This window comes from Candidatus Poriferisodalis sp. (assembly GCF_965198245.1).
GTDB lineage: Bacteria > Actinomycetota > Acidimicrobiia > Acidimicrobiales > Poriferisodalaceae > Poriferisodalis.
On record NZ_OZ240249.1, the window covers coordinates 747288 to 771145 of the forward strand.

22 protein-coding genes are annotated in these 23858 nt (G+C 64.6%); 5 read left to right on the forward strand and 17 right to left on the reverse strand.

The window, feature by feature from the left end:
• Window positions 1-288: 288 nt before the first annotated feature.
• Complete coding sequence (locus ACOCMM_RS03485) at window positions 289-1665, forward strand: hypothetical protein (RefSeq protein WP_419551801.1); 1377 nt, start codon at window positions 289-291, stop codon at window positions 1663-1665.
• Between the two features lie 79 nt (window positions 1666-1744).
• On the opposite strand, the gene ACOCMM_RS03490 is transcribed toward ACOCMM_RS03485, so the two are convergent.
• The 3 genes from ACOCMM_RS03490 to ACOCMM_RS03500 form a co-directional block, all read right to left on the reverse strand.
• Window positions 1745-3823 (reverse strand): Calx-beta domain-containing protein, encoded by a 2079-nt coding sequence (locus ACOCMM_RS03490; RefSeq protein WP_419551802.1) that lies wholly within the window; start codon window positions 3821-3823, stop codon window positions 1745-1747.
• 47 nt (window positions 3824-3870) lie between these two features.
• Window positions 3871-4242 (reverse strand): DUF2237 family protein, encoded by a 372-nt coding sequence (locus ACOCMM_RS03495; protein ID WP_419551803.1) that lies wholly within the window; start codon window positions 4240-4242, stop codon window positions 3871-3873.
• A gap of 90 nt (window positions 4243-4332) precedes the next feature.
• Window positions 4333-4734, reverse strand: a complete 402-nt coding sequence (locus tag ACOCMM_RS03500) for a hypothetical protein (RefSeq protein WP_419551804.1) — start codon at window positions 4732-4734, stop codon at window positions 4333-4335.
• Window positions 4735-5004: 270 nt separating this feature from the next.
• On the opposite strand from ACOCMM_RS03500, the gene ACOCMM_RS03505 reads away from it, so the two are divergent.
• Complete coding sequence (locus tag ACOCMM_RS03505) at window positions 5005-5193, forward strand: type II toxin-antitoxin system Phd/YefM family antitoxin (protein ID WP_419551805.1); 189 nt, start codon at window positions 5005-5007, stop codon at window positions 5191-5193.
• A gap of 172 nt (window positions 5194-5365) precedes the next feature.
• On the opposite strand, the gene ACOCMM_RS03510 is transcribed toward ACOCMM_RS03505, so the two are convergent.
• Complete coding sequence (locus ACOCMM_RS03510; protein ID WP_419551806.1) at window positions 5366-5677, reverse strand: acyl-CoA dehydrogenase family protein; 312 nt, start codon at window positions 5675-5677, stop codon at window positions 5366-5368.
• A gap of 192 nt (window positions 5678-5869) precedes the next feature.
• On the opposite strand from ACOCMM_RS03510, the gene ACOCMM_RS03515 reads away from it, so the two are divergent.
• Window positions 5870-7237, forward strand: coding sequence for a Fic family protein (locus ACOCMM_RS03515; protein ID WP_419551807.1), 1368 nt, complete (start codon window positions 5870-5872; stop codon window positions 7235-7237).
• Between the two features lie 71 nt (window positions 7238-7308).
• On the opposite strand, the gene ACOCMM_RS03520 is transcribed toward ACOCMM_RS03515, so the two are convergent.
• From ACOCMM_RS03520 to ACOCMM_RS03560, 9 genes are all read right to left on the reverse strand, one after another.
• Window positions 7309-8553 carry an aminomethyltransferase family protein gene (locus tag ACOCMM_RS03520; protein ID WP_419551808.1) on the reverse strand — a complete coding sequence of 415 codons (1245 nt, stop codon included), beginning with the start codon at window positions 8551-8553 and terminating at the stop codon, window positions 7309-7311.
• Window positions 8554-8653: 100 nt separating this feature from the next.
• Entirely contained in the window at window positions 8654-9295 is a 642-nt protein-coding gene (locus ACOCMM_RS03525; protein ID WP_419551809.1) for a helix-turn-helix domain-containing protein, read from the reverse strand.
• Between the two features lie 13 nt (window positions 9296-9308).
• Window positions 9309-10379: an ABC transporter permease gene (locus ACOCMM_RS03530; RefSeq protein ID WP_419551810.1), complete on the reverse strand. Its 1071-nt coding sequence runs from the start codon at window positions 10377-10379 to the stop codon at window positions 9309-9311.
• Complete coding sequence (locus tag ACOCMM_RS03535; RefSeq protein ID WP_419551811.1) at window positions 10379-11398, reverse strand: ABC transporter permease; 1020 nt, start codon at window positions 11396-11398, stop codon at window positions 10379-10381. The genes ACOCMM_RS03530 and ACOCMM_RS03535 overlap by 1 nt, the downstream gene beginning before the upstream one ends.
• Window positions 11399-11469: 71 nt before the next feature.
• Entirely contained in the window at window positions 11470-13008 is a 1539-nt protein-coding gene (locus ACOCMM_RS03540; protein ID WP_419551812.1) for an ABC transporter ATP-binding protein, read from the reverse strand.
• A 24-nt stretch (window positions 13009-13032) separates the two neighbouring features.
• The gene (locus ACOCMM_RS03545) at window positions 13033-14385 is read right to left on the reverse strand and encodes an aminomethyltransferase family protein (RefSeq protein WP_419551813.1); all 1353 of its coding nucleotides are present in this window, start codon (window positions 14383-14385) and stop codon (window positions 13033-13035) included.
• Window positions 14386-14423: 38 nt separating this feature from the next.
• A complete protein-coding gene (locus tag ACOCMM_RS03550; protein WP_419551814.1) occupies window positions 14424-15479 on the reverse strand; it encodes a BMP family ABC transporter substrate-binding protein in 1056 nt (351 codons plus the stop codon).
• 391 nt (window positions 15480-15870) lie between these two features.
• A complete protein-coding gene (locus ACOCMM_RS03555; protein ID WP_419551815.1) occupies window positions 15871-16512 on the reverse strand; it encodes a TetR/AcrR family transcriptional regulator in 642 nt (213 codons plus the stop codon).
• 91 nt (window positions 16513-16603) lie between these two features.
• A complete protein-coding gene (locus ACOCMM_RS03560; protein ID WP_419551816.1) occupies window positions 16604-17353 on the reverse strand; it encodes a RidA family protein in 750 nt (249 codons plus the stop codon).
• Window positions 17354-17692: 339 nt separating this feature from the next.
• Between ACOCMM_RS03560 and ACOCMM_RS03565 the strand changes: the two genes are divergently transcribed.
• Window positions 17693-18796 carry an amino acid ABC transporter substrate-binding protein gene (locus tag ACOCMM_RS03565; protein ID WP_419551817.1) on the forward strand — a complete coding sequence of 368 codons (1104 nt, stop codon included), beginning with the start codon at window positions 17693-17695 and terminating at the stop codon, window positions 18794-18796.
• 1 nt (window position 18797) lies between these two features.
• Here the strand turns inward: ACOCMM_RS03565 and ACOCMM_RS03570 are convergent, their stop codons facing one another.
• From ACOCMM_RS03570 to ACOCMM_RS03585, 4 genes are all read right to left on the reverse strand, one after another.
• Window positions 18798-19580, reverse strand: coding sequence for an SDR family NAD(P)-dependent oxidoreductase (locus tag ACOCMM_RS03570; protein ID WP_419551818.1), 783 nt, complete (start codon window positions 19578-19580; stop codon window positions 18798-18800).
• Window positions 19573-20034 (reverse strand): cupin domain-containing protein, encoded by a 462-nt coding sequence (locus tag ACOCMM_RS03575; RefSeq protein WP_419551819.1) that lies wholly within the window; start codon window positions 20032-20034, stop codon window positions 19573-19575. Before ACOCMM_RS03575 ends, ACOCMM_RS03570 begins: the two co-directional genes overlap by 8 nt.
• Before the next feature lie 45 nt (window positions 20035-20079).
• Window positions 20080-21504 carry an amidase gene (locus tag ACOCMM_RS03580; RefSeq protein WP_419551820.1) on the reverse strand — a complete coding sequence of 475 codons (1425 nt, stop codon included), beginning with the start codon at window positions 21502-21504 and terminating at the stop codon, window positions 20080-20082.
• 67 nt (window positions 21505-21571) lie between these two features.
• Complete coding sequence (locus ACOCMM_RS03585; protein ID WP_419551821.1) at window positions 21572-22366, reverse strand: short-chain dehydrogenase/reductase; 795 nt, start codon at window positions 22364-22366, stop codon at window positions 21572-21574.
• 104 nt (window positions 22367-22470) lie between these two features.
• On the opposite strand from ACOCMM_RS03585, the gene ACOCMM_RS03590 reads away from it, so the two are divergent.
• On the forward strand, window positions 22471-23706 hold the full coding sequence (locus tag ACOCMM_RS03590) for an acyl-CoA dehydrogenase family protein (protein WP_419551822.1): 1236 nt from the start codon (window positions 22471-22473) through the stop codon (window positions 23704-23706).
• Window positions 23707-23858: the final 152 nt, after the last annotated feature.

Sequence of the window (23858 nt, forward strand, 5' to 3'; positions counted from 1 at the left end):
GTGGGCCGGTGGTGCGGGGATTGGCCGGAACCTGCGGACCCCCCCCCCCCCCTCGTACCGAAGCTCCTCGTAACGACTCAACACATTCATAATATATTGAATGAACTTGAATTTGTTGGAGGCTCTGGGGGTCCCTGAGTTCGGTGGAGGCGTGTCGCGGATCAGCTTGGTTATGGCGTGGAGTCGACCCGGCCGTTGACGACGAAGCGGCGTCAAATTGACAACAAGGTGGTGTCAATCGGGCGGCGCGTCTGGCTGCTTGCTGAACGGAGTAGTAGGCCAAGCGACATGGCAGATCGGCTGCGGCTGCGGACCTGCGCTTGGGTCCTGGGAACGGTTGCGATCATCCCTGCTGCGGCGTGCGGATCGGCCGACCCGGTGGACCAGGTCTCCACTGCGGGAACGGACGCCGCCCAGGACTCGACCTCTGCCTCTGCACTGGTTTCTTCGGCGATGACCGAACCTTCAGCATCGGGCACGCCGTCGCCAACGGTTACAACGGTGGTCGCTCCAACCGGTGTGCTCTTGGCGTGCGATGACATATCCGAGCTGGAGAGCACCGTCGAAGGCAATCTGAGCGGTACCCAGAATCCCGATGACGAGCTGACTGGCATCATCCGGGACTACGGCGGACAGCACCGTGAGACGTTCGCCGATCTGTGGATCGATCGGGCACACGGCGGGGCGCTCGTGGCAGCGTTCACCGACGGTGTTGAGGCCCACCGCGAGGCATTAGCGGCCTTGCTGCCGGACGGCGCGAGATTCGATGTCGTCCAAGCCGACTACTCCACGGCCGAGCTCGAAGCCGTCCGGGCAGAGATCCAAGCCAACGCACAAGACCTCGAAGGCGTGAGCCATTTCGGCATCCGGACGACGCGGAACCGGGTCGGGGTCGGCTTCATCGACCCGCCCGACGCGACGCTGGACCGGCTCGCTGAACTTGTGCCCACAGAGCCGGTGTGCGTCGACGTCTCCTACAGGCCCGAGCCGCCCAGCGGGCCGTTGGACATCGTCCCGCTGGTCAGTGCCGAGGACCCGCTGGTGGTCTGCCGCGGCTTCGGATCGGTGCGCTACTCCCGGCTGGTCAACCCGCTCTCGGTCGACGAAGTCGATCATCCCGCCGTGGAGGCCTTGCGTGACGAGCTCCGATCTCCGAGCCCCGAACCACTGCCCACGGGCGACTGGTCAGTCATGCGCATCGACGACGACCGCGTCACGTTCGCCATCATCGACGGCGACGTCATCGTCGGGCGTGCATCGTTCCGCCGGGCCGGCGAGAGGTGGGTGCTGTCAGGCTTCGGCGGACCCAACCGCCCGTGCGAAGCACTCGTGGCGCTCCCGCCGGGTCTTGCCCATGTCGAAGTCCACCTCGATCCCGGCTCGCTGCCACAGCCCGCCGACACGAGCATTCACCTGCAGGTGAGAGAGATCGACTGCGCTGGGGGCCGCGAGATGGGCGACGCCCTCCAAGGACCGCAGGTCATCGAGACCCCCGACAGCGTGCTCGTGGCGTTTGCCGTCATTCCGGTCTCAGGCGGAGCCACCTGCCCGGGAAACCCCTCCACACGGGTCACGGTCGAGCTGTCTCAGCCCCTAGGCGAACGCGCCCTGCTCAACGTTGTGCGGGTGCCGCCCGCACCGATCGAGGTTCGCCCGGACGGCTAAGCCTGCCGGTGACGAGAGTGATCCGATTCGCGGGTCTGAAATCGGCTGATCGGCCTTCGCGCTTACAACGCAGCACTTCCTACGGGACCACTTGGACCCGCTTCGACCTTGTACCGAGGCCCGCCTGGTTGATCGCCTTCACTCGGTACGTGTGCCGGATGCCCGCCGTCACGTCCGTGTCCGTGAACGTGGTCGCCGTGCTCCCGGTGTCCGTCACGTAGACCAGCAGGGCGTTCTCGCCCTCACTAGGCCGCCGCCGCAGTATCTGGTAGCCGGTGACGGAATCGTCGCCCGGCGCGTCCCAGATCAGCGTGATCGAGCCGTCGTTGTTCACGGTTGCCGCCAGGTTCTGGGGCGCAGACGGCGGTTCCACGGATTCCTCTGTCGCCGTATGGGACGCCGAAGCCTCTGCCTGCCCCCGTACAAGGCGCACCGCAAGCGTCTCGCCGTCCGTCCAGCCGGGATCGTCCACGTTCTCCCAGGTAAATCCCGAGTTCACGGATCCTTGCTCAGGGAAGGCCAGCACCACATCGCCCGCATGCAGCCTCAGTTCATCGGTATTGACGTTCGTCGTGAACGCCAGCCTGAGGGAATGCTCGGAGGTGGAGTACCAGAGCCACAGCGCCTGAAGGCCATCGCTCTCGCCTTGGTTCGAGAACAGATCGGCGCTGCCGGCACCGATAGATCCACCGCTCCCGTAGTCGACCACTGTCATGTCCGCTGACCACACCGTGACACCCGGACTTGCCGACGCTGGGACGGGCACCGGAGCGGCATCGTCGTTCAGGACTGTTGCTGTCGCCTCTTGCGACGAGTTTGCGCCCAGGCGGTACAGGCTCCCCGGCTCGATTTCCACCGTCACCACGCTGTCGGCCTCGAACGCATCGTCGTCGTCGGTGGGAACCCGGAGTTCGGTCTCCGACTCGCCCGCGGCGAACGTCGCGCTGGTCGTCGCCGGGGAGTTCAGCATCGTGCCGGTCTCATGGACGGATACGGGAACCGTCAGGGCCTCCGAGAAACCCGAGCTGCGGGTCAGCGTGAACACCGCGTCGGAGCCCTCTCCCGCATAGGCGGAGTCGGCCTGGATCGTCACGAGCGGCAGGTCGTCGACCGACGGATCCGGCCCTGGCTCGGTGTTCAGAATCGTCCCCGTCGCCGACACGGTGGCGGCGAAGTGCACCGGGCTGTAACCGCCGGGGTTGCAGTAGGTGTCGCCGTACCAGACACGGCACTCCCCCAGAGGGACTCGGCCATCGCCGGGGAGGGTGAACCCACCCGGCTGCTCGACGAGCCTCGTGACACCGGAGGGGCTGCTCAAGGTGAGCGTCAGCTTCTCCCCGCTGTCGTCTTCGGTGTCGTTGACAACCGGCACGCTGATCGTCTTCACCGTGTCGCCCACATTGAAGGTCAGCGTGCCGCTCGTTTGCGTGTAGTCGTTGTCCGCCGTCGCGGTGCCGTCGGAGGTGGCATATTCCACCGTCACCGTCACCGTCACCGTCACCGTCACCGTCACCGTCACCGTCACCGTCACCGTCACCGTCGCTTGCGGTGCGAGTTCCACCCTGAAGATCAGGTGCGAATCGGTGCCCTCGGTCGCCGAGGCACCGACCACCGACAGCTGGGGGTTGACGGCGATGAGGAGCGAGTCTGCGCTGCCGACGTTGTAGTCGCTGAGCCCCCAGTGGTCGTAGGCGCCGTCGTAGATGTCGTTCGCCGGCGCGATGTCGTCCGGATCGATGATCTGGACTCTGGCAAGCATCGGTCGGTCCTCAGCGGAGGAGATGGGCCCCAATATCTTGTCCCAGCCCAATGCGCCGTCCCTGTCCGCAGCGACAAGTCCCGACTGGGCAGCAGAAGGAAGTGGGTCTTCTGGATAGGGCACACTCCAGTGCACCTTGACGCCCACGCTGACCCCATTGCCGGGCAGCGCATCAACCCGGAGGCGATACGAGAGGTACTGGCCTCCGATGATGCTCTCCGGGTGTCCGCGCCTCTTGATGGTGACCGTCGGCTCGTCGCTTGCCGCCGAAGCCGGAGACACCGTGAGCGTGCTCGCCAACAGGCTGGCGAGACACACCAGCGCCAGCGCGCCGAGCATCTCCACCCGGTATCCGGCCATTTGGTTCGCAACCCACTCGATGTTGTCCAGCGCACCCACCGGCTGGTCACGGCCCAGCTCAGCAACAGATGTTCGCGGCGCTCGGATCAGACTGGGTCGCCGCTGAAGCGGTGGGCCTCGAGGTCGCTGAGGTCTGCCCATTCCAGGGTGCGGGCATGGGTCGCTTCCAGCACGACCTGGGGTGCGGCTCCGGCGGCGAGTGCTTCGGTCCAGCGGGCCGCGCACAGGCACCAGTGATCGCCGGGGGACAGGCCGTTGAAGCCGCCGGCCGGCTGCGGCGTCGACAGGTCGTTGCCTGCCGCCTTGGAGAACTCGAGGAACTCAGCGGTCATCACCGCGCACACAGTGTGGACGCCGTGGTCGCCGGAGTCTGTGTTGCAGCAGCCATCCCGGAACCAACCGGTGAGCGGGTCGTATGAGCAGGGCTGCAGCTCGCCTCCGAGAACGTTGTGGGCCACGGCGCTCAGTCTCTCAGGTCTCGCAACCCCTGTTGCAGCACCGGTGTCGCCCGCGGGGCATATTTCCTCAATGAGTCCCGGCAGGAAGATCTAGGCGAGCAGCCCTGCGTACAGCGGCGCCATCAGGGCCGTCATGAACCCTGCCATGGCCAGCATGATCGTGCGGGTCTGCCTGGCGATTGCGCTGTCGACGTAGGCGCGCATGCGTTCCTCGAGAGCGCGCAGGTCGTCCTTGGTGGCGAAATTGCGCAGGTCGTCCTTGGTGGCGAATTCGCGTAGGTCGTCTTTGGTGGCGAAATTGCGTAGGTCGTCTTTGGTGGCGAATTCGCGTAGGTCGTCTTTGGTGGCGAATTCGCGTAGGTCGTCTTTGGTGGCGAGGTTGTCCGTGCCGTGAGGCCAGACGGTCTTCATGAGGGTGGCGGCGGGATCTTCGCCGAGTGTGGTGATGAGCTTGTTCACCAGTGTGTTCCGTTCGATTTCGTCGATGGCCACGGGCTTCTCCTCGAGTGTAAGCATGTGCAGGCGTGGCGGCCGGACGGCCTCCCCGACGGGCGCCCTTGGACCAATGCGGTCGAGTCGGCCAGGCTCCACAGGGGTGCGGTCTCGCGGTCAGTGCGGTGAGGCAGGCACGCCGTTTCAGCCCGGCGGCGAAGCTGAGGCGCAATCTATGGCGTGACAACCGTGGGAGCAGGTGAATTTCGGGCCGCTGGAGGCGCCAATTATTCGACGGAAGGCTCTCACAACATCAGATAATCTGATTCTGTGACGGAGATCAGCGCAACCGAAGCCGCACGAGGCTTGGCGGACGTGCTCGACGCCGTCGAGCACCGCGGAGAGCGATTCACCGTCGTCCGGCGTGGCGAAGCCATCGCCCGCATCGAGCCCCTCGCCCGCGGCGAAGGGCTCGAGGTCAAAGAGCTGGCCGGACGCGCAGCGCCCACGACCTCATAATCGCCGCCACGGCACGAGCAACAAGCCGGACCGTCATCACCGCCGACCCGACGGGATTCGACGGCCCGACCGACGTTTCCATCGCCACGTATCACTGACGGCCCTTCTGCCTCACGGGTCAACGCCCGTTATCCGGCCATCCCGCTGCTACCAACCTCTATGTCCAGAACAGCTAGTCCGGTCGGACGAGGCCGAGTTCACGCGAGATCACGATTCGTTGAATCTCGCTGGTGCCTTCGCCGATCTCCAGGATTTTCGCATCGCGATAGAACCGCGCCACAGGGGTTTCGTCGATGAAGCCGTAGCCGCCAAAGATCTGCGTCGCTTCGCGGGTCGCCGCCACTGCAGCCTCTGTCGCGTAGAGCTTGGCGATGGCTGCCTCGTCGTCGTGAAGTCGCAGATTCCAGTTCTGCGAAATCGCCCGAAGCTCGTCCAGGTCGGGTACTGGAACGGCCACCGCTACCCCCAGGTCGTCCGTCGTCACGACCCGCGACAGGGCCGTACCGTTCGCAGCGTAAGTACTGCCGCGAACGCCATGTCACCTGCAATTGCGGGTACCTGAATGGGAGGGTCAGAGTGACCACAGAGAAGGAGCAGTCCGAACGACAATTCATCATCAAATAACATCTGAAATGTCGCTAACCTCATCAGAGCGACAACTCGGAAGGGCGCGATCGTGGGTTGGAACCAGCAGCGATTCTGGGCCGACCGGACATTCACGTCTCGCGCAGCTCGACCGACCGACCCGAAGGGGCAGATCTTCTCTGCCTTCGTCCCTCATCTGATCAGCGGATGGGCACCGGAACTGCACGCTGACACATGGCAGCGGATCACCGCTGCGACGCAGCGATGCGAGGATCTCGCGCAGTCGACAGCGAGCGCTCCAGCGTTGGCTTCGGAGTGGCTCTTGGACCGAGCTGAGAGCATCGCCTCGAGCACGATCGAAGAGATCCGGCCGTCAGCTCGTCAAGTTGCCCGAGCGGAAGCGCAACTCAGCCTCTTCGGCACCCAGCCGCCCGTCCCCGAGATGCAGGCATTGCGCAACGTCGCGACAACAAAGAAGGCGAGTGAGTTGGCAGCGTCGAGCGCAGACCTGACGATCGATGCGTTGTGCGAGATCCACGCAACGTTGATGGGGGACGACGACCCGATTGCCGGGCAGCTCCGCGACCGGCAGAACTGGGTCGGCGGCGGCGCCCTCGGCGGCCCGCTCGAAGCTCGCCACGTCGGCCCGCCACCGGAACTCGTGCACGACCTGCTCGAAGACCTCATCGAGTTCGTCAACGGCGACGGGATACCGCTCGTGCGTGCAGCGATCGCTCACGCCCAGTTCGAGACAGTCCACCCCTTCCCCGACGGGAACGGGAGAACCGGCCGGGCACTGATCCAGTACATGTACCTGCGCGACAGGGTGATCGGGAGCGGAGCGCTGCCGGTGAGCTCGTCGCTGATGCTCAACAAGGAGCGGTACTTCGACGCGCTCGACCTGACTCGTGTCGTCTGCGAGCCTGATGCGCCTCAGCGGTCGCAGGCATTCCGGCCTTGGATCGAGTTACTGGCTGAGGCAACCGATCATGCTTGCGTTCTGCGGAGCAGGCTCACCACGCACGTCGAATCGCTCGCCGAGCGATGGGTCCATCAGGCTCGCTCGTCGGGCATCCGAACCTCGAGCGCTGCGTTCCGCCTGCTGCGGCAACTCCCTCAGCACCCCGTGGTCACCGTCGACAGCGCCATGGGCCTGCTGCGGGTTGACAAGCGAACAGCCCAACGAGCGGTTGCCCGAGTTGCCGCCGCCGGCGTCTTGGAGCAACGAAGCGCTGGTCGCCGCAACCGCGTGTTCGAGTGCCGCGACATGATGGACACCTTCAACGAATCAGTGCGCCAGCAACCTGCTCAGAACCTGACGCTGTCAACGCCCAGCAAGGCCGCCACTGCACAGACGTCGGGCACATGTGGAGCGCCGACGAACCGAGGCGGCACCTGCGGCCATCCACAGCCGTCACCGGGTGGTCGCTGCCAAGCCGGACACCGCAGAGCAAGCTGATCGCGACGCGGCTCAGCGACCTGCCTTGGCTGTCTTCCGCGGACACCGGCGCGTCTCTCACGCCGTGCCTCCTATTTTCGCGACGGCTTCACGAACGGCAGTCTCGAGAGAGAAATCGGAACATCGATCGGGTATTCACTCTCATCCCATCTCAGGAATACAGCATCATGAGGATCTAGGTAAGCCGGCAATTGGGCGAACCCGATTACTTCCTTGAGATTCGAACTCCAACCGATGCTCGTCGCGAATCCAGTGACGTCACCCCCACTCAGCAATTGCATAGGGGGGATACGCCGAATTTTACCGTTGACGATCGGCATCTCATCACGCTCCAAGTATGACGAAATAAGCTGACGCCAGTCAACTCTCATGGCCCAAATACGACGTCCGATGCCTCCGGCTTGACTTTCAGTAAGGAGTGCCTTTCTTCCGACAAAGTCACCTTTCTTGAAGTCCACAAAGCGTCCGAGATTTAGTTCGTACGGCGAAGCATGGTACGCATCAGCTACCAAGCCATAGCTATGCGCCTTTACGACATCTGGACCCGCTCGTGCATAGTCGATGGCGGGCAGCACCATGCCAGCCTCGACGCGAACGATGTCTTGAGATGCGTGCCCACACGGCTCGATCGAGGCCCCATTAGGTGTAGATACAAGCGCCTCCCAAACGTCGTTCCCAGCTTCCGGGGGAACCCAGAGTTCGTAGCCCTTGACTCCCGTGAATCCCGTGCGCCAAACGTGTACTGGCACCGAGGAGAATGCTGCTCGGCGGCCCCGAGAGAACTCTAGATCAGACCAGTCTTGTCCGGTTGCTTCTTGGAGAATTGACAGCGCGTTCGGTCCCTGCAGCGCGAGAATCCCAAACCGATCTGTGACGTCTTCAAAATCAACGTCTAGCCGTCTGCGCTGCTGCGATAACCATCGATTCATCAAACCTGCTGTGACGATGAAGTCAGTCTCGCTCAGTCTCAGTAGCATGCCTTCAACGATGACCTTCCCAAGATCATCGCACCATGGTGTGTAGTATGCATGATTGATGGCAATCTGCGTTGCATCTCTCGGAATCAGTTGATTGATGAAGCGCTCTGCATCTGGCCCATGAATATGAATCTTGGCCAGAGGTGACTTGTCCTCCAGCATTGCCGCATTACGGATTGCAGCAGTTTCTGCGGCGATGCTGGAAAAGAACTCAGGTAACGCATTTTCTCCCCAGGTCGCCCAAGCTCCCTGCACATTCGCCCTCCGAGCTGCAGCAGTAAAAGGACTACAGGCAAAGAGTCGATCAGTGAGCGGGGAACCAAAGAACTCTAGACTCATCGGATCAAGTTTCTCTTTCTTCGACTGTTGCTGATGAGTAATGCCTCAGTGAGTTGAGGGAAGCGTCGAGGAGAGTCAAGTACTCTTGACCGACACATTCTCAGGCCAGGTGGTCCGGGACACTCTGCGAGAGGGTCGGCGACGATCCCGGGAGCAGAACGACAATATTGAGAAGCCGGGCCTCAGAATCTCCGCCGATCCACCGGTGAGGCACATTCGCCACGAATACCATCGTGTCTCCGGCTTCCAGAGTTTCGACTCCATGACCCTCAAGCTCGACGGAAACAGTGCCCTCTAGGACATAGAGGATCTCGTCACCGGCATGTGTCCATGCAGGATCACTTCTGAATCCGGGGGGCACCACACATTCACGTATCTCCATTCGTCGACGCGGAGTCGACGTAAGCATCCGAGCAAGCTGCGGAGGATCCGCTTCGTCAGCGCTCCTCCACACACCCTCGTCGCGCCGGACAACGCTCACAATTGGTTCCGCGCCCTGAGCTAGGAGTTCGGGTGCGGTGATCTTGAGCGCGCCAGCAATTCTGTAGAGCGCGCCCAGACTGACGTTCGTCAACCCGTTCTCGACTTGGCTCAAGAAACCAGTGGACAACCCTGTCTCTCGGGCTACGTCTGCGAGAGTCATGCCCAGGTCGGTGCGGACGAGGCGGATCCGCTGCCCCAGCAGCGCGATGTCAACAGAATCGCTCTCGCTCGCCCCGGATTCACTCCTGGTCTTTTGCATCGTTTGTGCTCCTTTAGTTACGGGGTACAGGGGTGGCGAGGAATCTCGGCATGTTGGTCTCACGGCGGCTGGCAAGGAGTGCCACGAGCGCCACGACGTATTGCGCAGCGAGCAAGATCTGGCTGGGTATGGAGATGTCAGGACGTATCACAAGAAGAAGGAGCGAGGCCACCAACACTGCCGCCAGCGGGCCGAGGGTTCGTAGCCCGACCACCTCGGTGCGTCTGAGACTCCGCCAGATCAGGAGTGCGGCGATGATGCCGATCAACATCCACACCGACGCCGGAACAGCTGACTCGGCCTGGAGTCTCAGCTGGAGGGCGTCGGCTGCGCCAAAGAGCAGTGCGCCAACCAGTACGCCCGCTGGCCGCCATCGGCCGAACACCAGGATCGCGATCGCGATGAAGCCCCGTCCTGAGGTCATGGCCTCTCTGAAGACGCCGACCGAGCCGATGGACAGGTACGCGCCGGCTAGGCCGGCGAACGCTCCCGCAATCGTCGTCGACACCCACTGTGTGCGAAGGGGACTCACTCCGGCGGCGCTCGCGGCCGACGGGTTCTGTCCCGTCGCACGGATCCCGAGTCCGAGGCCGGTTCGAGCGAGCATCAGGGCAACCACCCCGATCAGCACGAACGCGACATACCCGAGCAGATTCTGCTCGAAGAGCGCCCCGCCGATCCAGGGGATCTCGCTGAGGACGGGAATGGCGATCGGGTCAAGTCTGTCGATCGGCAGGGAACCTTCGGGAAAGGCCCGCTCCAGCGCGTAGTTGGTAGCGCCCAGAGCCCCGATGTTGAGCCCGATCCCGACGACTACCTGGTCTCCACGCAGGCCTATCGCCACCGCAGCCATGAGGAGGCCCCCGAACGCGCCGGCCAGAATGGCGGCCAGAATGCCCGCGGTGATGCTCCCACTGCTTGCTGCGGCCCAATAGCCGACGAACGCGCCTGACAGCATCATGCCCTCGAGTCCCAGATTCAGCACTCCAGCGCGTTCGGAGATGAGCTCGCCAGTCGCCGCCAAGAGCAACGGGATCGCCAGGCGGACGGAGGCTGCTAGCCACAGCGCGTCGAAGGGCTCCATCACAACCCCCCCGCCGGATGATGAGCCGCCTCGGGTACAGGCACGGCTGACCGCTGGCGTCCCCAGCGATGCTCGAGCAGGACGCTGGCCGCCACGGCGAGGATGATCAGACCCTGCACCACCAGCACGATCTCCGAGGAGACCCCAGCTCGAGATTGCAGCGCACCCCCGCCTTGGCGCAACGTCGCAATGAGGAGCGCCGCGGGAAGCAGGCCTGGAATCGAGTTGCGTGCGAGCAGAGCGACGACGATGCCGTCATATCCATAGTTCGCGCTGAAGTTGTCGGACACCGTGGTGACTTCGCCAGCCAGAATCCGGGAACTGCCGGCGAGGCCTGCCAACGCGCCCGAGATGAGCAAGGCCAGCACTCCGAAGCGAGCCGGAGACACGTCCATGTGGCGGGACATTTCGGGATTGGCGCCGACCATGTCGAAGCGGAAGCCCAACGTGGTCCTGGCCAGCACGAGCCAGGTGAGGCCGATCAGCGCGACCACCCCGACAACATCCCAATGGAGTGCGGTGCCTGCAAACATCTCGGGCCACTGGGCCGAATCCCTGACGCTCTCGCTGCGGGCAAACCCGCTGCCCTTGTCCTGCATGGGGCCCCGGATGACCCAGGCGAGCACCTGGATGGCGATGAGGTTGAGCATCAGAGTGGTGAGGATCTCGCTCGCTCCGGCTCGCGCCCACATCCATGCAGCGATACCGGCATAGAGCGCACCGCCGACGAGTCCGGCCGCCACGGCTATCAGCAGGTGGGCCGGCCCCCAGGGCACCTCGATATTGATGCCGACCCAGCCCGCCGCCAGCCCTCCTGCGATGATCTGCCCCTCGAGGCCGATGTTGATGCGCCTCACCCGGAAGGCCACGATCCAGCCGGTGGCACAGAGCATGATCGGGATGAGTTTGCTCAGAGTCGACGCGGCCGGGCGAGTCCCGCCGTAGGCCCCCTGGAACACCGCGCTGACCACTGTGCCGAGATCGTGGTCGTTGAGAACCAGGATGATCGCCGATGTCAACAGAGCTAGACAAAGCGCGACGCCCGAGGCCAGGACCGGTCGAAGGGCTGCGGATCGAGTCGGCTGCCAACTCACGCCGACGCGCCTGTCATCTTCAGGCCAATGTCGGTGAGGTCCGCTTCATCGGGGCGGATCACCTCGCTCGGCCTGCCCTTGAACAACACGACGAACCGGTCCGACAGAGCCAGGATCTCGTCGAGTTCCTCTGAAATGAGCGCTACAGCGCCGCCCGCGTCCCGGAAGGTCCGTATGACCTCGTAGACGAACTCGATGGCGCCGACATCGAGGCCTCGGGTCGGATGGACGGCGACGAGCAACTCCGGACTGTTGTGCATCTCGCGTGCGATCACAGCCTTCTGCTGGTTCCCTCCCGAGAGGTCGGAGAAGGCGGCGTGCATGCCCGGCGCGCGGATGTCGAACCGTTCGCACAGCCGCATGCAGTGCTGATCGATAGCGCCGAACTGCAGCCACCCCCGTTTCGACAGCGGCGCAGCGGCAAAGTCGCGATACATCAGGTTGTCCCGAAGCGAGCGATCGACTGCACTGCCGATGGCATGCCGGTCGGCGGGAATCAGCCCCGTGGCTGAACGTCTTTCGCCCCCCGGGATCGATGTCTCCGGCGAGGCGTAGTGCAGTACTTCGCCCTCGGTCAGCACTACCAGCCCAGTCAACACGTCGGCCAGCGTGCTCTGGCCATTGCCCTCCACGCCAGCAACTCCGAAGACTTCACCCCGGTGCACGGAGAAGGAGACGTCGTCGAGATTCGCGTCGTGCGCAGCTGAGGCGGTGGAGACCGATCTCAGCTCGAGGACTGGATCTCCGGGTGTGTTGGGGGTGTTCCTTGAGAGCAGCGAGACGTCGCGGCCCACCATCATCCGGGCGATGGTCTTCTCATCGGCGTCGGAAGCGTCGACGGTTCCGATCTTGCGGCCGCGACGCAGCACGGTGCAGCGGTCGGCGACGGCAAGGGCTTCATGGAGCTTGTGATCGGTGAAGACGATGGACTTGCCGTCGGTGACCAGCGACCTGATCACCTGTTGGAGGCCCGTCCACTCGACCGGTGACAGCACCGCGGTCGGTTCGTCCATGATCAGGATCTCCGCCCCTCCGAAGAGGGCCTTGACGATCTCGACCCGTTGCTGGAGCCCGATGGGAAGGTCGCCAACCCTGGCGTGCGGGCTCACTTCCAAACTGTGCTGTGACGAGAAGTCTGCGAGTTCCGACGCGAGCCGGGAGAGCCGGCTGGACCGCCACCAACCGATCCCGAGGGCCACGTTCTCGCAGACCGTGAGGTTGTCCACCAACTCGAAGTGCTGAGACACCATCCCGATTCCGGCTGCCTTGGCATCTCGGGGACTGCGGAGCCGAATCGGCTGGCCGTGAACCGAAACGGTTCCCCGGTCAGGGCGCACGAGCCCGAAGAGAATCTTCATCAGTGTGCTCTTGCCCGCTCCGTTCTCGCCTAACAGGGCGTGGACTTCGCCCGCGCGAAGATCGAAGTCGACATCCGAGCAGGCGAGCAGGCTCCCGTAGGCCTTGGTAATGCCCTCAGCATGCAGCACTGCGGACTTCGCCGGTCCCGAAGGAATGTCGTTTTGGTGTCCCGGCACAGCAGATGGCGTGTCGTCGCCGGATCAGGACCCGGCCGCGCGGTTCTGGGCGCGCTTGCGTGACACGAACGGGGGATCTACCACCTCGGCCCGTATCTCCATCGCCGGGAACTCGCCGCCGCCCCAGCTGATGGTGACCTCTGTTCCCGGCTCGGTCAACCCCACATCGATGCGGCCGAAGGAGAACACTCGGCGAACTATCGGGCTGTAGCAGACGCTCGTCGCCCATCCAACCTGCTGCCTATCGTGAACGATCGGGAAGGCCTCGGGATACAGCGGATGCGGGAATTGGATCGGCGGTGGCGACGGTTCGTCCCTGAACTGGGCCGCGTACAGCTCGATCACGTCGTCACTGTTCCAGACCAGCCCCTTCATCCGCCGGGCCGGGCCGCCTGCGTCAATCTCCGCCTGCAGCGCGGCCTTGCCCATGAAGTCGTCCTCGCGGTCGAGTCCTACCAGATAGTCGAGGTTGAGCTCGAACGGTGAGCAATAGCTCATCTCCGGATCGAGCTGGTTGCGACGCAGAATGCCGGGATCCCCCTCGAAGGCGCACTGATAGTCGAAGTGCAGCATCACCAGCCCGGCCTCGGCCCGGGTCAGCCTCGACGTGTAGTTGCCAAGGAAGCCGAGTCCATGCTTGTGGCCTGCTTCGACGAGATGAGCGATGAGGTCGTTCGTTCGATCGGCCTCGACGTAGATCTCGTAGCCGACCTCGCCGGTGAATCCCTGCCGCAGGATTTCACACGGTATGCCTGCGATCTCGGTGGCCTGCAGCCGGGAGAAACGGAGCCCTTCCATCGAGGGCCCGGCGGCGTCGTTCATCAGCGCGGTGGAGTTCGGTCCCTGGATCGACATCAGGCAGTACTGGGTGCGAATGTCGGTGACCTGCACGTCGAAGTTCCCGACTTCGATCACGTGCTGCAGCCAGCTGTCGATCTGGTCCGTGGTGATCATGTACGTGTCCTCGGACACACGGGTGATCAGGGGATCCTGGATGACCTTGCCGTCCTCCCGAGCCATCACGGTGTACATCGACTGGCCGACCTCGATATCAGCGAAGTCCTTCCGGGTTTGCAGGAACCGCATGAACTGGTGGACATCTCCACCGGAGATGTTGAACTTGCAGATCGGACTCCAATCACCGATGACCACGGTCTCGCGAAGTTGCAACGCCTCCCGGTACCAGCCCACGTACTCGTCGACAATGAGGAACGGACCCCACTGCGTCCATTTCTGAGCTTTGCTGACCAGTTCCATCTGCCCGGCGCCGGGAACGAAGAACATGGGTCGCTCCGCGCCCAGCGGCAGGTTTGTGTTCATGGCCAGCTGGTACTGGTCCTGGCCGTAGGCACCGCGGTAGTTCTCTACCTCGTGCATCGTCTGTCCCTTTGGGTGATAGCCGTGAGCTGTCGAAGCTAGACCCCGGGCGGCAGAATGATGGATCCGTCGTTGATGCCGGCGATGAGGTCGGCAACCTGGGCCTCCAAGTCCGCGGAGGCGTAGTCGGGACAGAGCACGAATGACTGGATGTTCGGGTCCTCGACCCCCCAAAGGGTGAGGTCCGCCGGCATCGAACCTGACAGGAACGCTGACACCATCGTGTCGACCTGAGCCAAGGAACTCAGCGTTGCCGTCCCCACCAACTGGGTCGAGCGACCGCATTGGGGGAAGATGACGCTGAAGATCTTGACGTCTTCGCCGCTCTCGTCGACGGCCTGGAGCACGCCCTCGAGTCCAGAGTTCACGAAGGCGAACAGGACATCTGCGCCGGCCGCGATCTGGGCAGCCGCAGCTTCCTTCGCGCCGGTCACGTCCTCGAAGTCGCCGACGACGGTGGAAACGGTCTCGATGTCGGGGTTCACAGAGGTGGCCCCGCCCGAGAACGCGTCAGCCGACTGGGTTGTGGGCGGGATCTCAAGCCCGCCGATGAATCCGACCTTGTTGGTCTGCGTGAGGCCGGCGGCAATCACACCGGCGGGATAAGCGGGCACGCCCTGGCGGACGATGTAGATGTGAAGATTGGGGTCGTCGGTGGCCTGCCCGTTGACGATTGCGAACTTGACGTCCGGGAACTCGGGCGCCACGATCGTGCCGGCCTCGGCGAACTGGGCGCCGACGCCAATGACGAGATCGTTCGTCGCCGCGAGATTGCGCAGGGCGTCAACCGTCTGCTCCGGGTCGCCGGCATTGTCCTGTACGGCGATCGTCAGTCCGTAGGCCGCCTCAGCCGCAAGCAGCCCGTCATAGTAGGACTGGCTGAACCCACCGTCATTCCTGGCGGTAGGCAGAGCAAGGCCAACCGTCGGCGGTTCTTCGACCGGCTCCTCGGCGGGCGGCTCCGCTGCAGCTGTTGTTGGGGCCGGAGCCGACGTGTCGTCGGCAGATCCGCTGTCGGCGTCGTCGCCGCAGGATGCGGCGAACAGCGCGAAGACGAGGAGCAGTGGAAGAAGTCTGAGCGCTCGGATAGACACAGTTCACTCCAATATTTGTTTGATATTTGTAATCGCCGAACGTAGCCGTATTCTCGCCTGGTCGTCAAGACATGCCTTGAAGCAGCGGACCGTTACGCAGCATTAAGGTCGACACAAACCACCTGAGCCGTCTGCATAGGTTGGACTCAGGAGCAGACCATTTTGTTTGGCAACACCAAACCTAAGGCACCGCAACCGAGCTTCGCCGATCAATCTGCATTGGCTGCTACTTGCAAGTCGTGGGGAAACGCCCTTCGGCCGGCGTCCGCTACCAGGTGCTCACCGGCAACTACTTCAGCGACGACCCAGCAATCTTCGATCAGGACTGAGCTCTGCTTATCGGCTGCCGACTTGCTCGGTGAGCAGCCGTACTGCCTCCCGCCGGCTCGACTCAGTGCCCCGGTCTGATTGCTCGGATGAGCCGAGCCACGATTTCGGACCAGTCGTCATCGGTCGGGCGACCCCGCTCTTCGGCCTGAACACGCATGGCCAGATAGGTGCCAAGGCTGAGTGACTGGCACAAGAAGACGACAGCATCGGTGCTCAACGACGGGTCGATGACGCCAGACGCCTTGCCTTCGGCCACGATCTCCGCGAGATCGCCCGCTTCTGCCTCCTGGCACTGGGCAACGGCCGGGTGCAGCGACGGTTCCCGGCTGGCGCTGACACATGCCTCGATCCACAGGTTGCGAGTGTCATCGCGTGTCGATATGAACAGCGTCGCGCCGAGCATCGTGAGCTTCTCGGCAGTGGTCGCCTCAGCATCCTTGATCAACAGCAGCATTCGCTGCGCCGATGTGTGCTCGATGACAGCGGTGAACAGTTCGTGCTTGGTGGGCCAACGCGCGTAGATGGCCCCGGTGGTCAGACCGCACCTGCGGGCGATATCCGAGACGGTGGCGGACTCGAAGCCGCGCTCACCGAACACGGTGATCGCCGAATTCAGGAGGCGTTCGGTGACCTCTTCGGGTCGTCGACTGCGCGATGCCGTTTCAACTGGAACAGGAGAACCGGAATTCGGGAGAAGCGACACTGAACGCTGATCGTAGTCCTCACGACCGTTTGGCCAATGCAGCACTTCGCTGACCCGGCGGGCCGAATTCGACCCCCTCTCGATCCCTCTTTTAGATCGTGATCTCGTGCCGGATGCCTCGGACGTCCATTTCGAAGTCGAGGTCGTGGACCGGGGGGCGCGACCGGTACCAGCGCAGACCGTGGCGGGTCGCTGGCCCCATGGAAGGGATCACCGCGTCCTCCAGCAGATCTTCGTGCATGAAAACCGTGTACACGTCGGTCGTGGTGACCAGGTCCCAGCTGGCGCCCATGGCTGCGAGGCGCGAACCCATGGTGGCCGCCACGTGACCGGCTTTCTCTCGCATGGCCTCAGGCCCGGTCTCGCCCTTGCGGATGATGGCGTTGTCGTCGAGCGTCGCTTCGGGAATCTCCCCTGCACCCGAGACCACGAACGTCGTCGGGGCGTCGTCGTCGGTCTCGGCGGTGTAGGAGAAGGCGTGCAGAACCGGCTCGGCGGGCGGGTTGTGAGCTGGGGCCACATTGGTGCGGGCCAACGGGTTGTGATCGTCGACGTAGAGGTCCCATGACCGGACGAGCTCGACGTAGCCGGCGTTGAACCCGATGAAGCCTCCCATGGAGTACGGGGTCGTGCAGCGGAGCTCGATCGCGCAAAGCGCCTGACGCTCTCGCCCGAATTTGCACAGGTAGGCGTCGATTAGCTCGAAGCCCTCGCGCCACGGCAGGTGAGCGCCCAGCGTGGCGTGGACAACTTCGAACCCTGGGTCGGCAACAACCCCGCTGGAGAACGGCGAAATGCCGGTAAGGAAGTGGTACCCGCCACGCGGGTTGGCAATCAGCATGAGGTGCCTCCTGGGCTAGCGCTCTGAAGTCTGCTCGCGCAGGCAATTTTCCTGCTCGACGGCGGCAACACCCGATTGCCGCGGTTAGTAGCTACCACAGCAGCTAGCCCCGCTCTCACGACGCCGGCCCGCCGTACCCGCTTGGCGCTAGCCGCTGGGCATCGTCCAGCTGACAACCAGTAGGCAGCCGGCGAGCGCCACAGCAATCGCGAGCAGCCAGTCGCCGGTGCGGGATTGAGTGTCGGTGGATGTGTTCATCGTGATTTCTCCATCTCTATGAACCATGCTCTTGGAGTGCACGTTGTCCTGCCTGCAGTGCATCAGGGGGGTGTCACAGGAATGCGAGCCATCCACGGTCTGCTCAGCGCAGTGGCCGTCGCGGTGCTGCTGGTCGCCAGTTGCAGCTCCGGCGACGACATCAATGCAGACGCGAGAGCAGCGCCAGCAGATCCAGTGCCGGTTCAAGCAACGCAGGACGTGGACCTACTCGAGACGGTGAGGTCGCGGGGCGTCCTCAACTGTGGGGTGTACGGCGCCGCGGTGGCATTCTCCGAGACGCAACCCGACGGCAGTACCACCGGTTTCGACGCCGATTACTGCCGGGCCCTCGCCATCGCGATGCTCGGCGACGCTGGCGCGGTCAACTTCGTGCCGCTCACATCGGCCGAACGATTCACGGCGTTGCAGAGCGGCCTCATCGACGTGCTGGTGCGGAACACGACTTGGACGCAGAGCCGCGACGGCGACCTGAAATTCGACTTCGCGCCAGTCACCTTCTACGACGGTCAGCAGTTGATGGGCCGCGCGGGTGACGGCTTCACGCCGGCATCGACCGTGGCGGACATCGCCGGCGCCACGGTCTGCGCCACCGCTGGAACCACCACCGAGAAGAACATCGCTGACGCAGCCAACGCTGCAGGCGTCGAGATCAGGCTGCAGACCTTCGAAGACCTCGACATCATCACCGACAGCTTCATCACCGGCACATGCGACTTGATGACCACCGATGGCTCAGGGCTTATCGGCCGCCGGAATCGCCAACAGGGTGACCAGGAGTGGGTGATCTTCCCCGCAGCACCCTTCTCCAAGGAGCCGCTTGCCCCGCTGTACCTGCCGAACCAGTCGACTTTTGGCGACATCGTCAACTGGACGATCTACGCGACGATCATCTTCGACGAGAAGGGCATCACGTCTGCCAACGTCGATGATCTGCTGGGCAGCGGCCAGCTCGATGCTGAGGCAATACGGCTGCTCGGTGGTGAAGGCGAGCTGCAGACCAAGATGGGCTTGGAGCCCGATGCGTTCTACGAGGTGGTCCGCCAGATCGGGAACTACGACGAGATCTTCACCCGCAACCTCGAAGCTGTCGGGTTGCAGCGGACCGGCACGCCCAATGCGCGATGGACCGAAGGCGGGCTGATCTACGCGCCACCGGCGCGCTGAATCACCAGGTGGGCCGCGTCAGCACGCCGCCGTCCACAACGAGGGCGATTCCGGTGATCCACCTGGATAGGTCCGAGCACAGGAACACGCACGCGTCGCCGACATCCGCGGCGGTGCCCAGCCGTCGCAGCGGTGTCGTTGCGTGCCAGCGGGACACCCCGTCGGGCCAGTCGTCGGCGAGGCTGGGCCGGTCGATCAGACCCGGCGAGATGCTGTTCACGCGGATCCCGTCGGGGCCGTAGGCAGCGGCCGCGGCCCTGGCATGCATCAGCAGCCCGGCCTTGGAAGTGGAGTAGTGCCCGGTCCCGTCGTCGGGCTGATGTCCATCGATCGACGCAATGTGCACTACGGCGCCGCCGGAGCCCTGCGCCTGCATCGCGCGAACGGCGGCCTGAGTCAGCCGGTGTGTCGCGTTGAGGTTGACATCGATCATCTCGGACCATAGGTCGTCGGTCAGCTCGGCGAACGGTGCAGCGTTCGCGATGGCGGCGTTGTTGACCAAACCGTCGATGCGGCCGTGATGATCGATCGCAGCGGCAACGATGCGCTGCGGAGCGTCGGGGGCGAGCAGATCCGCCTCGACCGAGGTCACGGGGTTGCCGGCGGCATCAACCAGATGGTCGACTGGCGACGACCGCGTGTGGGCCACCACCGTTGCACCGGCCGCTCCGAGGCGCTGGGCGATGCCAGTGCCGACGCCGCCACCAGCGCCGGTCACCACGATGACGCGGCCGTCCAGTCGCAGCAGGTCCGCTGGCGCCCGAAGGTCGTCGTGATCAGCCATAGTCCGTCTCCATTCGCGTGAAGCGTGCGATGTCGGAGGCCGCCTGCGGGTAGGCGGCCACAAGCGCATCCCGCTCGCCCAGCTCGAAACCGGCATCGGTGAATGCGGGCGCCATCGTCGTGCCGACAAGCGACCAGTCGCCCGTAGTTCCCGCCGCCATCCAGACACCGGGCCCGACTGCGACGACGGGCCGCTGTCCAGGGGCCAAGTCGTCACCGAGCATCGGACGCTCGACGCCGCCACCGGGTTCTAGCAGCAGTATCTCGACGGATGCCCCGGCGTAGTGATGCCAGAGCTCGACGCCCCCGAGACGATGCAGAGCGGAGAAGTCCCCCGGCTGCATCAGGTAGTAGATCGCTGACGAATGCTCGTCGCGCCAGGTTTGGGCCCACTGGCCGCCTTCGCTCGCTAGTGGAGTGAGGCCCAGTAACTCGGTCACCTCGTCGGCGTCCACAGGCCCAACGTAACCCCCCGCCCAGAAGCGACGTGCTCCGGCAGTTCAGTCTGAGATAGGGGCGATCTCCGGAGCGATGGGGTCGAGACCAAGCAGATCCTCCAGCACAGCAAGCGTCTGCAGCACGCCGATGTCGTCGACTTGATGGCCGAGCACTTGCAGGCCGATGGGCATGCCGTCATCGGTGAAGCCGCAGCAGATGGTTCCCGCTGGGCGCCGGGTGAGGTTGGCCAGCGGCGTGAAGCGGACCCAATTCTCCGTCTCGACGCCGTTGATGGTCCCGTCCCCGCCGACAACAGGTGTCTGGCCCGCCATCGTCGGCGAGAGCATCGCGTCGAATCCCGTCATCGCCTCGCCGAGCTGCATCGACAGATCGGCGGCTTGCTGGCGAGCCGCTGCCACCGTGTCCACCGTCACCCGCTCAAAGGCTTCTTCCAGTGCCACGGCGAGCACGTCGGTGACGTCATCCCACGCGGGCGTTCCGAACAACGGCCGAAATGCCGGCCCGATCAGCCCGCCCAGAAAGAGCGGCAGAAACGCCCCCGAGACCGTGTCGAACAGCGTGCCCATCTCGACGACCTCGACGCCCTCCGCAGCGAGCCGCTCGACTGCAGCAGCACAGCTGGCCAGGACCTCAGCGTCCACCGGTTCGCCGTCGAACGAGGGAACCCACAGCACACGCTTCGGCAGCGGGGGATCGTCGAGCGCCCCGCGCCACGACTCCGTCGGTGCGGGCAGGCTTCGGAGGTCGGACGGATGGGGGCCCACCACTGCGTCGAGGCAATAAGCCACGTCACGGATGAGGCGAGCCATGGGCCCCACGCACGACAGATCCAAGAGTCCTGGCGGCGGCGGCCCGCTCGGCACACGTCCCTGGCTCGTCTTGATGCCCGACAGGCCGCACATCGCCGAGGGGATCCGGATGGAGCCGCCACCGTCGGAGCCAGTGCCGACCGGCACCATGCCCGATGCAATCGCGGCGCCGGTGCCCCCTGACGAACCGCCGGGCGAACGGCTCAGGTTCCATGGATTCCACGTCGCTCCGAACACCGGGTTGTACGTGTCGCCCATACAGCCGAACTCTGGCGTATTGGTCTTGCCGACGATGACGGCGCCAGCAGCCCGCAAACGCGCGACTTCGGTGGAGTCGGCGGTGACCGGCGGAGTGTCGCGCAGGTGCATCGCTCCGCGAGTGGTGACGAACCCTGCGGCGTCGGCGAGGTCCTTGACGCCGATCGGGATGCCCGCCAGCGGGCCGACGTCGGAGCCGGCATCGAGGCGTACATCGATGGCAGCGGCTTGGGAGCGAGCGGCCGCTTCGTCAATGGCGACGAACGCATTGAGGTGCGGGTTCAGGGCTTCGATGCGCTCAAGAGCGTGCTCGGTCACCTCCCCGGCGGTCAGCGTCCGGTCTCGCACCATCGACACCAGCGCTTCAACTGTCACTGTCCTGAAGTCGGGTACATCCATGGCCGGCCACCTCTTTCGAGGCACGACACTACTGAGCGGTTTAGGCCGGTCCGGTAGCACGGCGATGTCAGCGAGCTGATGCGCCGCCGTCGATCGTGATCGACGTGCCGCTGACGTGGCTGGCCCGATCCGATGCCAGGAAGGCGACCACATCGGCTACCTGCTCCACGGTTCCCGGAGCGGGATCGGCGGGAATCAGCTCTTCCCAGCGGGACTCATCGCCCCATTCATCGACGGCTTGGCGGCGCAGCAAATCGCCCATGCGGTCGGTGATGATGAGCCCGGGGTTGACGGCCACCACCCGCACACCCTCGCGCAGGCTCCGGCTGCCCAGCGCCGCGGTCATCGCCACAAGACCGCTGTTGCCCACAGCACCGGCGATGTAGGACGGCTGGGGCCGCAGCGACGCGGCGCCGATGACGTTGACGATCACGCCCCTGCCGCGGGCGCACATCTGGGGATAGATAGCCCGGCACAGGTCGATGTAGCCGAACACCTTCAGGTCCCAGGCGTCGCGCCATGTGGTGTCGTCGACGGTCCCGATGTCGCCGCCCGGAATCGCCCCGGCGTTGTTCACCCAGATGTCCACGGGGCCGCCGCTGGCAGTGTCACCGTTACAGCCGGTCTCGGCGAGCAGTGTCTTCCGACCGTCGGGCGTCGACAGGTCAACGGCATGCGTGGTGACGGTCGACGCCGGTGCCGTCGATTGCACCTCCTTGGCAGCCTGCGCCAGCACGTCCGCTGACCGCGCGGCCAGCGCGACATCGCAGCCCTCGCGGGCCAGCGCCACCGCGCACCCCAGCCCGATCCCCTTCGATGCGCCCGTGATCACGGCGCGCTTGCCTGCGAGTCCCAGATCCATCGGCTCAACGTAACCCCGGCGTGCGAGACGTGGGGGGCTCGCGGTCAGCTCAGTCCGGCTCCGATGATCGGATGTCGTTCGCGCTGCGGTCCTACGCTGCTCGCATGCCGAGTGCTGACGAGGTACGCGACGAAGCCCGCACCTGGCTCGACGAGCACTGGCATCCCGAGCGGCCGCTCATCGAGTGGCGCAACATGCTGGCCGACACCGGCTGGGGCACCCCGTCGTGGCCGACGCAGTGGCACGGCCGCGGCCTGCCGCCGTCCATGGACGCCGTCGTGGTGGGCGAGTTTGACGCCGTCGGAGCAGTCGGTGTTGCGGCTGGCGTCAGCATGTACCTGGTGGCGCCGACGCTGCTGGCTCATGCCGACGACGAGCTGAAGCGGCGTCACCTTCGCCCGATCCTGACCGGCGAGCACAAGTGGTGTCAGCTGTTCTCCGAGCCCACGAACGGCTCGGATCTGGCGGGTCTCGTGACCCGGGCCGACCGCGACGGCGACGAGTGGATCGTCAACGGCCAGAAGGTCTGGAACTCCGGGGCCCACAAGGCCCGCTTCGGCATCCTGATGGCCCGCACCAACTGGGAGGTCCCTAAGCACCAAGGCATCTCGTACTTCCTGATGCCGATGGAGCAGCCGGGTGTGGAGGTGCGCCCGCTGCGCCAGATGAATGGCCATGCGTCGTTCAACGAGGTGTTCTTCGTCGACGCCCGAGTGCCCGGCGACGAGATGGTCGGCAACCCGGGCGACGGCTGGCGCATCGCCCTCACCACGCTGGCGCACGAGCGCTCCGCGGTGGCCACCCGCCGTCCCCGCTACCCGGCCGACGGCGGCCCGACGGTGACCCAGGCCAAGTGCGAGAGCGACGAATACTTCGCCACCTACAAGTGGTACCCGCAGCGGGCGGGGCGGGCGAACCTGGTCATCCCCGAGGCACAGCGGACCGGTCGGGTCAGCGACCCGCTGGTCCGACAGCAGATCGCCCGCGTCGAAACACTTCGCCGGATCTCGTCGTGGACCACCAAGCGCGCCCGGGCCGCACGTGTCGCTGGCAAGCCGCCCGGCCCCGAAGGCTCGCTCACCAAGCTGAACATGTCGGTCACGGCTCGCGCCTGTCACGAGGCCCACACGCTGATCGCCGGCCCGATGGGAATGCTCGTGGGGCCCTGCAGCAACGCCGACGGCATCGTCTCGGAGATCCTCTTGTCCACCCCGGCCATGTCGATCGCCGGCGGCACCGACGAGATACAGCGCAACATCATCGGCGAGCGGGTGCTGGGCCTGCCCAAGGAGCCCGACGACGCCAAGGACATCCCCTACTCCGTTGCCCGCCGCAACTGACACCAGTGAGGGAGTGCCGTGGCGCGCCATGGCCTCGGTGCGCGCGGCCTGCGGCTCGTTCCGCCGCGCAACATTATTCAACAAAAAAATAACCTATATGGCCTAAACGAAAGAAAAACATCTGTATAGGGAAAGACACACGCTAGCCTTTG

Excerpts from the sequence above, each read along its gene's own strand:
- ACOCMM_RS03560 (WP_419551816.1), bottom strand. The coding sequence starts at position 17,353 with ATGCTGATTGCCAACCCGCGTGGCGGGTACCACTTCCTTACCGGCATT.
- ACOCMM_RS03545 (WP_419551813.1), bottom strand. The coding sequence starts at position 14,385 with ATGCACGAGGTAGAGAACTACCGCGGTGCCTACGGCCAGGACCAGTAC.
- ACOCMM_RS03530 (WP_419551810.1), bottom strand. The coding sequence starts at position 10,379 with ATGGAGCCCTTCGACGCGCTGTGGCTAGCAGCCTCCGTCCGCCTGGCG.
- ACOCMM_RS03585 (WP_419551821.1), bottom strand. The coding sequence starts at position 22,366 with ATGGATCTGGGACTCGCAGGCAAGCGCGCCGTGATCACGGGCGCATCG.
- ACOCMM_RS03525 (WP_419551809.1), bottom strand. The coding sequence starts at position 9,295 with ATGCAAAAGACCAGGAGTGAATCCGGGGCGAGCGAGAGCGATTCTGTT.
- ACOCMM_RS03485 (WP_419551801.1), top strand. The coding sequence starts at position 289 with ATGGCAGATCGGCTGCGGCTGCGGACCTGCGCTTGGGTCCTGGGAACG.
- ACOCMM_RS03520 (WP_419551808.1), bottom strand. The coding sequence starts at position 8,553 with ATGAGTCTAGAGTTCTTTGGTTCCCCGCTCACTGATCGACTCTTTGCC.
- ACOCMM_RS03565 (WP_419551817.1), top strand. The coding sequence starts at position 17,693 with ATGCGAGCCATCCACGGTCTGCTCAGCGCAGTGGCCGTCGCGGTGCTG.
- ACOCMM_RS03570 (WP_419551818.1), bottom strand. The coding sequence starts at position 19,580 with ATGGCTGATCACGACGACCTTCGGGCGCCAGCGGACCTGCTGCGACTG.
- ACOCMM_RS03590 (WP_419551822.1), top strand. The coding sequence starts at position 22,471 with ATGCCGAGTGCTGACGAGGTACGCGACGAAGCCCGCACCTGGCTCGAC.
- ACOCMM_RS03580 (WP_419551820.1), bottom strand. The coding sequence starts at position 21,504 with ATGGATGTACCCGACTTCAGGACAGTGACAGTTGAAGCGCTGGTGTCG.